General features: G+C 75.5%; 8 protein-coding genes. 2 read left to right on the top strand and 6 right to left on the bottom strand.

The features are described from left to right. Positions 1-55 precede the first annotated feature (55 nt). Genes ACFSHS_RS11995 through ACFSHS_RS11985 form a run of 3 tightly spaced genes read right to left on the bottom strand, consistent with a single transcriptional unit; the run spans position 56 to position 4,118 of the window. A complete protein-coding gene (locus ACFSHS_RS11995; protein ID WP_376875891.1) occupies positions 56-478 on the bottom strand; it encodes a hypothetical protein in 423 nt (140 codons plus the stop codon). A 17-nt stretch (positions 479-495) separates the two neighbouring features. Then, complete coding sequence (locus ACFSHS_RS11990; RefSeq protein ID WP_376875887.1) at positions 496-2,346, bottom strand: ABC transporter ATP-binding protein; 1,851 nt, start codon at positions 2,344-2,346, stop codon at positions 496-498. Next, on the bottom strand, positions 2,343-4,118 hold the full coding sequence (locus tag ACFSHS_RS11985) for an ABC transporter ATP-binding protein (protein WP_376875884.1): 1,776 nt from the start codon (positions 4,116-4,118) through the stop codon (positions 2,343-2,345). Before ACFSHS_RS11985 ends, ACFSHS_RS11990 begins: the two co-directional genes overlap by 4 nt. A gap of 101 nt (positions 4,119-4,219) precedes the next feature. Here ACFSHS_RS11985 and ACFSHS_RS11980 point away from each other — a divergent pair, with 101 nt between their 5' ends. Beyond that, on the top strand, positions 4,220-4,831 hold the full coding sequence (locus ACFSHS_RS11980; RefSeq protein WP_376875881.1) for a TIGR03085 family metal-binding protein: 612 nt from the start codon (positions 4,220-4,222) through the stop codon (positions 4,829-4,831). A gap of 111 nt (positions 4,832-4,942) precedes the next feature. Next, complete coding sequence (locus ACFSHS_RS11975) at positions 4,943-5,359, top strand: hypothetical protein (RefSeq protein ID WP_376875878.1); 417 nt, start codon at positions 4,943-4,945, stop codon at positions 5,357-5,359. On the opposite strand, the gene hisF is transcribed toward ACFSHS_RS11975, so the two are convergent. Genes hisF through priA form a run of 3 tightly spaced genes read right to left on the bottom strand, consistent with a single transcriptional unit; the run spans position 5,352 to position 7,278 of the window. Then, a complete protein-coding gene (hisF, locus tag ACFSHS_RS11970; protein ID WP_376875875.1) occupies positions 5,352-6,146 on the bottom strand; it encodes an imidazole glycerol phosphate synthase subunit HisF in 795 nt (264 codons plus the stop codon). The genes ACFSHS_RS11975 and hisF overlap by 8 nt on opposite strands. Next, the gene (locus ACFSHS_RS11965) at positions 6,143-6,535 is read right to left on the bottom strand and encodes a RidA family protein (RefSeq protein WP_376875872.1); all 393 of its coding nucleotides are present in this window, start codon (positions 6,533-6,535) and stop codon (positions 6,143-6,145) included. The genes hisF and ACFSHS_RS11965 overlap by 4 nt, the downstream gene beginning before the upstream one ends. Then, positions 6,532-7,278, bottom strand: a complete 747-nt coding sequence (gene priA, locus ACFSHS_RS11960) for a bifunctional 1-(5-phosphoribosyl)-5-((5-phosphoribosylamino)methylideneamino)imidazole-4-carboxamide isomerase/phosphoribosylanthranilate isomerase PriA (protein WP_376875869.1) — start codon at positions 7,276-7,278, stop codon at positions 6,532-6,534. Before priA ends, ACFSHS_RS11965 begins: the two co-directional genes overlap by 4 nt. Positions 7,279-7,309: the final 31 nt, after the last annotated feature.

The following is a 7,309-nucleotide window of genomic DNA, read 5'->3' as shown; positions in this document are numbered from 1 at the left end:
CCGCCGGGCCGGCCGGGGCGAGCGCCGCCCCGCGGCGCGGCTGCGCGCCGCCACGTCAGCCGCCGGCCCGGGCGGCGCGACGGGCGGCCACCCAGGAGCGCACCCGGGGCAGCGCCGCCAGGACGGTGGTCAGCAGCGGGACCACGAGGGTGAGCACCCCGAAGGAACCACCGCCCCAACCACCCGCGACGTACCCCGTCAGGACCAGCGCGGTCATGACGCCGGCCGCGACCGCGAGCACCAGCCACGACCGGCCCGTGAGCAGGAGCACGGCCCCGGCGACGAGGCCGACGAACAGCATCACGGGCACGACGACCAGCAGCCAGGCGCTGCCCTCGAACCGCCCTCCGGAGAAGGCCAGCACGAGCACCCCGAAGAAGGCGGTCACGAGGGCGCTGATCATCGCGAGCACCGCGGCGGCGAACACCGGGACGGGCGGGGTCCGGGACGCCGGGGTCGCGTCGGGAGCGGGAGCCACGGCCGCAGCGTAGGGGCTCACGCCGCCGGCGCCGGGCTCCCGGCCGACGAGCGTCGCCACGAGGCGTGCAGCCGGGCGTAGGGACCCTCGGCCTCGACCAGGTCGGCGTGCGTGCCCCGCTGCACCACGCGCCCGGCGTCGACGACCAGCACCTCGTCGGCGCGCTCGGCGGTGGACAGCCGGTGGGCGATGGTGAGGGTGGTGCGGCCGTCGGTCAGCCGGTCCAGCGCGTGCGTCAGCCGCCGCTCGGTGGCGGGGTCGACCGCGCTGGTCGCCTCGTCGAGCACCAGGAGGTCGGGATCGGCCACGTAGGCGCGGGCGACGGCGACCAGCTGCCGCTCCCCCGACGACAGCGACTCCCCGCGCTGCCCCACCGGCGTGGCGACGCCCTGGTCGAGCCCGGCCACCCAGGCGCCCAGGCCCAGGTCGGCGAAGGCACCGGCCACCTCCTCGTCGCTCATGCCCGGGCGTCCGTAGCGGACGTTGTCGGCGACGGTCGCGTCGAAGAGGAACCCGTCCTGCGGCACCATCACCACCCGCGAGCGCAGCGAGGAGAAGGCCACCTCGTCCAGGGGCACCCACCCCCCGGCGTCGGAGCCCAGGAGCACCCGGCCGGCGACGGGGTCCATGAGCCGGGTCACCAGCTTGGCGAACGTGGTCTTGCCCGAGCCGGTCTCGCCGACGATCGCCACCCGCTGCCGGGGCTCGATCGTCAGGGTCACGCCGTCGAGGGCGGGGCGGGCCCCGGGCGCGTAGCGGAAGCACACCCCCTCGAACCGGACACCCAAGGGTCCGGCGGGCAATTCGTGCACCCGGCCGGGATCGGCGACCGCCGGGTCGCGGACGTCGGGCGCGGTGTCGATGACGTCGAGCACCCGGCGGAAGCCGGCGACGGCGTTCTGCGCCTCGTTGAGCACCTCGCTGGCCATCTGCACCGGCGCCACGAACAGGGTGACCAGGAACAGGAAGGCGACCAGCGTCCCGGCCGAGATCTCCCCGGCCAGGCCCAGGAGTACGCCCACCACGACGACGGCCGCGTTGGCGACCGCGGCCACGAACTCGCCGCTGACGAACACCGCCGCGGTCACCTTCTGCGCGTCGACCTGCGCGCGGTACTGCCGGTCGATCGCGGTGTCGATGCGGGCCGCCGTCCGGGCGCCGATGCCGTACGCGCGCACGGTGGGGGCGCCGACGACGGACTCCGCGACCGCGCCCAGCACGTCGCCCACCCGTTCGCGGACGACGCCGTAGGCGGTGGCCAGGCGCCGGGCGAACCAGCGCACCGCCACGGCCAGGGGCACGAAGCAGACGAGGACGAGCAGCGTGAGCTGCCACGAGTAGACGGTCATGACGGCCGTGGCCACGACCAGCTGGCCGACGCTGACCAGGCCGAGCACACCGCCCCACTGCATGAACGTGGACAGCTGGTCGACGTCGCTGGTCACCCGGGAGACCAGCGATCCCCGGCGCTCCCCCTGCTGGTGCAGGACCGAGAGGTCGTGGACGTGCCGGAAGGCGCGCACCCGCAGCCCGGCCAGCGCGGTCTCGGTGGTGCGGAACAGGCGCACGTTCATGCGGTACACCGCGACCGCGGTGATGAGCACGACGACGGCGCAGGCCAGCACCAGCTCGGTGACCAGGCCCAGGTCGGGACCGCCGGGGGCGGCCAGCCCGCGGTCGATCACCTGCTGGACGGCGATGGGCACCACCACGCGGCCGGCGGTGGCCAGCAGCGCCAGCGCGAAGGTGACCGGCAGCCCGCGGCGGAACTCCGGCATCATCCGCAGGCCGCGGCGCAGCGTGGCGAGGGCGCCCTCGCCCGGCCGGTCGGGAGGCGGCGCGGGCGCTGTTCCCGCGGCCCGGGTCATGCCGCCACCTCCGCCTGCGAGTAGGCACGGACCAGCGCCGTGTAGCCGGGGACGTCGGCCAGCAGCTCCTCGTGGGTGCCCCGCGCGAGCACCCGCCCCTGCTCGAGCCAGACCACCTCGTCGGCCAGGGCGATCGTGGCCTGGCGGTAGGCGATCACCACGACGGTGGCGGGCGGGTCGCCGGCGCGGAGCGCGTCGAGGATGCGGGCCTCCACGGCCGGGTCGACGGCGCTGGTGGCGTCGTCGAGCACCAGCAGGCGCGGCCGCCGGACGACGGCCCGCGCCAGCGCAAGCCGCTGCCGCTGGCCGCCGGAGAGCGTGGCCCCCCGCTCGCCGACCCGGGTGCCGAGGCCCTGGGGCAGCGCCGTGACGAACTCGTCGGCCGCGGCCACCCGGAGGGCGGCCCAGACCTCGTCGTCGGTGAACGGGGCGCCGAGGGTGACGTTGCCGCGCACGGTGTCGTCGAAGAGGAAGGTGCCCTGCGCGACGAACGCCGCCTGGCCGCTGACCTCGCCCTCGCGCAGCCGGCGCAGGTCCACGCCGTCGAGGAGCACCGCGCCGTCGGCCGGGTCGACCAGCCGGACCAGCAGGCCGGCCAGGGTCGACTTGCCCGAACCGGTCGGACCCACCACCGCCACCGTGCGGCCGGCCGGCACGTCGAAGGTGACCCCGCGCAGCGTCGGTGAGGTGGCGTCGGTGAAGGCGAAGTCGACACCAGCCACGCCGAGCGCGGCTCCCGCGCCGGCCGCGCGCGCGGTCTCCGGTCCGTAGGGCGTCTCGCCGGTCGCCTGCAGCACCGGCGTGACCCGGTCGAAGCCGGCCAGGGCGCGCGGCAGGTCGGCCAGCACCCAGCCGATGGCCCGGATGGGCAGCGCCAGAAGCGTGAACAGGTAGGCGATGGAGACCAGGCTGCCGGCGTCGGTGCTGCCGTCGGCCACCCGGCCGGCGCCGATGAGCAGCACGGCCAGCGTGCCGAGGTTGGGCAGGGCCTCCATCAGCGGGTCGAACAGGCCCCGCACCCGGCCGACGGCGACCAGGCCGTCGCGCAGCTCCTCGGCCCGGGCGGCGAAGCGCCGCGTCTCGGCCTCCTCGCGGCCCAGGGTCTTGACCACCAGGGCGGCGTCGAAGCTCTCGTGGGCGATCTCGCTGACCTCGGCGCGCAGCTGCTGGGCCCGCTGCATCCGCGGCGACATGACCTGCGAGTAGACGACGTTGACCGCGAAGACGAGCGGGAACACCACCAGCCCGACGAGCGCCAGCAGAGGGTCGGTGAGGACCAGCGCCACGGAGGTGATGGCGATCATCACCAGGGCCCCGACGGCGAAGGGCAGCGGTGCGACGAAGAACCAGGCCGCCTCGACGTCGGAGTTGGCGTTGGACAGCAGCTGGCCGGTCGGGTGGCGCTGGTGCCACGAGAGGGGCAGGCGCAGGTACTGCCGGGTGACCCGGCGGCGGTAGTCGGCCTGCAGCCGGTAGCTCATGACGCCGGCGAAGAGCCGACGGCCGAGGATGCCGACGATCTTCAGCAGCGCCACGCCGAGGATCGCGGCGGCAGCGAGGGAGAGCGCGGCGGCGGTGGTGACGCCCTCGTCGAACGAGGGCAGCAGCACGCGGTCGGTGATCTCGCCGATGACCCAGGCGCTGGCCACGGTCATCGCGCCGTAGAGGCTGCTGGCGAGGACGGCGAGAGTGAACATGCCCGGCTGCTCGACGATGGAGCGCCCCACGTGACGGAGGCCGCGCCGCACGACGGCGTCTCGGCGGCGGACCACGGTGCTCCTCGGGGATCGGTCTTCGGATGGTCGCGTATTGCTTAGGGCGGCTAACCGGTATCGGCGGACTGCCCGGGACAGCATGGGGGTAACCCTCGCCGATGGCTTCCTCTTCCTCCTCGTTCGCCGAACGCGAGCGTGCCGCCCTGGCCGACCTGTTCGAGAAGCTGGGCCCGGACGCCCCGACCTGCTGCGCGGGCTGGTCGACGGCCCATCTGGCCGCGCACCTGGTCGTCCGTGACCGGCGCCCCGACGCGCTGGCGGGCTACGCCGCGGAGGTCGTCGGACTGGGCGGGCCGCTGGCCGCCTGGGCGCACCGGCTGGAGGACCGGCTGCGGGAGGGCGCGCCGTACGCGGAGGTGGTCGACCGGGTGCGGTCGGGGCCGACCGCCTGGTCGCCCATGGCCTGGCCGGTCGTGGCCCGGCGGCTGGACGTGACCGAGTACGCGATCCACCACGAGGACGTGCGGCGGGCACAGCCGGCCTGGGAACCCCGCGACCTCCCGCGCCCGGCGCAGGACCAGCTGTGGGCCCTGACGGCGCTGTTCGCCCGGCCGGCCGCGGGGCGCCGCGGGCTGCTGCTGCGCCGCAGCGACGTCCCCGGGGCGGAGCAGCGCTTCGGCGCGGCCGGGCGCACCGTCGAGGGCGAGCCCCTGGAGCTGCTGCTGTGGGCCTCCGGCCGCCGCGACGTCGCCCGCGTGACGGTGTCCTGACCCGACGCGCCGACCGGCATCGCCGACGCGGCACCGCCCTTGTCCTGCACCACGGACAGCCGATTCACTGTCGCGTGACGCGGCGCGCGTCGAACGAGCGAGGGAGACCCCATGAGCGACCGGACGATGCTCGCAGCGGGGAGCTTCTTCGCGGCGGCGACGGCGTTCACCACGGCCGTCTCGCTGCGGCAGCCGCAGCTTCCGGACGAGCCGTTCGGGATCCGGTTCCCCGGCAGGGTCCCGGTCCACCTCGCGCTCGGACTGGGGTCCGGGGTGGCGGCACCCTGGCCCATGCCGGTCATCGCGCTGACCGCCGCCGCACGGGCCGGATCCGGCGCCGCATGGCCCGAGCGGACGTGCGCCGTCCTCGGCGCCGTCGTGCTCGTGGGAACGCTCGCCGAACCCGCGTCGTGGGGAGTCCGGCCCAGATCGTCAGCGGCTCGGACGACCGTCGCCCTGAACCTGCTGTCGGGCGCCGCGCTCTTCCTCGCGGGCACCCGGACGCCACGCGGCGCGCCCGTCAGCTGAGGGGGGTGTCCGCTTCGTGCCGCACCGGGATGCCCGCCTTCGCGAGGGCGTCCTTCACCTCGCCGATGCGCAGCACGCCGAAGTGGAAGACGCTGGCGGCCAGCACGGCGTCGGCACCGGCCTCGACCGCCGGGGGGAAGTGCTCGACCGCTCCCGCTCCCCCGCTGGCGATCAGCGGCACGGAGACCTCGCGTCGCACCATGCGGATCAGGTCGGTGTCGAAGCCGGCGCGGGTGCCGTCGGCGTCCATCGAGTTGAGCAGGATCTCCCCCGCCCCGAGCTCCGCGGCGCGGATGCACCACTCGACGGCGTCCTGGCCGGTGCCCCGCCGTCCGCCGTGCGTGGTGATCTCGAAGCCCGAGTCGGTGACCGCGCCGTCCTGGCAGCGCCGCGCGTCGAGCGAGAGCACCAGCACCTGGTTGCCGAACCGGTCGGCGATCTCGGCGATCAGCTCGGGGCGGGCGACCGCGGCCGTGTTGACCGCCACCTTGTCCGCGCCGGCGCGCAGCAGCCGGTCCACGTCCTGCGGGCTGCGCACGCCGCCGCCGACGGTGAGCGGGATGAACACGCTCTCGGCGGTCCGGCTCACCACGTCGTACGTGGTCGCCCGGTCGCCGGAGCTCGCGGTGATGTCGAGGAAGGTCAGCTCGTCGGCGCCCTCGGCGTCGTAGACGCGGGCCATCTCGACCGGATCGCCGGCGTCGCGCAGGTCGACGAAGTTCACGCCCTTGACCACCCGGCCGGCGTCGACGTCCAGGCACGGGATCACACGCACGGCCAGGCTCACGCCGGCACCCCCCGCACCGCGTCCGCCTCGATCTCGACCAGCATCCCCGGGTCGATCAGCGCGGCGACCTCCACCATCGTGGCCGCCGGGCGGATGTCGCCGAACACCTCGCCGTGGGCGCGCCCGATCTCCTCCCAGCGGGAGATGTCGGTGACGAACATGCGGGTGCGGACGACGTCGGCCAGGGTGAAACCCGCCCGCTCGAGGGCCTGCCCGATGGCGGCCAGCACCTGGCGGGTCTGTGCCCCTGCGTCACCCGGATGCGCGACGACGCCGTCCACCGTCGCGGTCGTGCCGCTCACCCACGCGGTGTCCCCGCGCACCACCACCCGGCTGTAGCCGACCACCGGCTCCCAGGGGTTGTCGGAGGCGAGGCGGATGACGCTCATGCCGCCTCCCCGCCGTTCTCCCCCGAGGCCACCCGCAGGGCCTCCGGCAGGGTGAACGCGCCCGCGTAGAGCGCCTTGCCGACGATCGCCCCCTCGACGCCCACGGTGGTCAGCCCGGCCAGCGCGCGGATGTCGTCGAGCGAGCTCACGCCGCCGGAGGCGATGACCGGCCGCGGGGTGGCGGCGCAGACCTCGCGCAGGAGCTTGAGGTTGGGGCCGCGGAGCGTGCCGTCCTTGGTGATGTCGGTGACGACGTAGCGCGCGCAGCCCTCGGCGTCCAGGCGGGCCAGGGTCTCGTACAGCTCGCCGCCCTCCTTGGTCCAGCCGCGGGCCGCCAGCCGGGTGCCGCGCACGTCCAGCCCGACGGCGATCCGGTCGCCGTGCTCGGCGATCGCCCGGGCGCACCACTCCGGCGACTCCAGCGCCGCGGTGCCCAGGTTCACCCGGCGGCAGCCGGTGGCCAGCGCGGCGGCCAGCGACTCGTCGTCCCGGATGCCGCCGGACAGCTCGACGTCGACGTCGAGCGCGCGCACGACGCGGGCGAGCAGTTCCCGGTTGCTGCCCCGGCCGAAGGCCGCGTCCAGGTCGACCAGGTGGACCCACTCGGCGCCGTCGCGCTGCCAGGCCAGGGCGGCCTCGAGGGGGTCGCCGTAGGAGGTCTCGCTCCCGGCCTCCCCCTGCACGAGGCGGACGGCCTGGCCGTCGGCGACGTCGACGGCGGGGAGCAGCTGCAGCTTCGGCACGGCGACCAGCGTAGGAGCGCCCGCACGCCGG

The organism is Blastococcus deserti, assembly GCF_042682525.1.
Lineage (GTDB): Bacteria > Actinomycetota > Actinomycetes > Mycobacteriales > Geodermatophilaceae > Blastococcus_B > Blastococcus_B deserti.
This window is presented reverse-complemented; position numbering and strand designations above follow the sequence as displayed.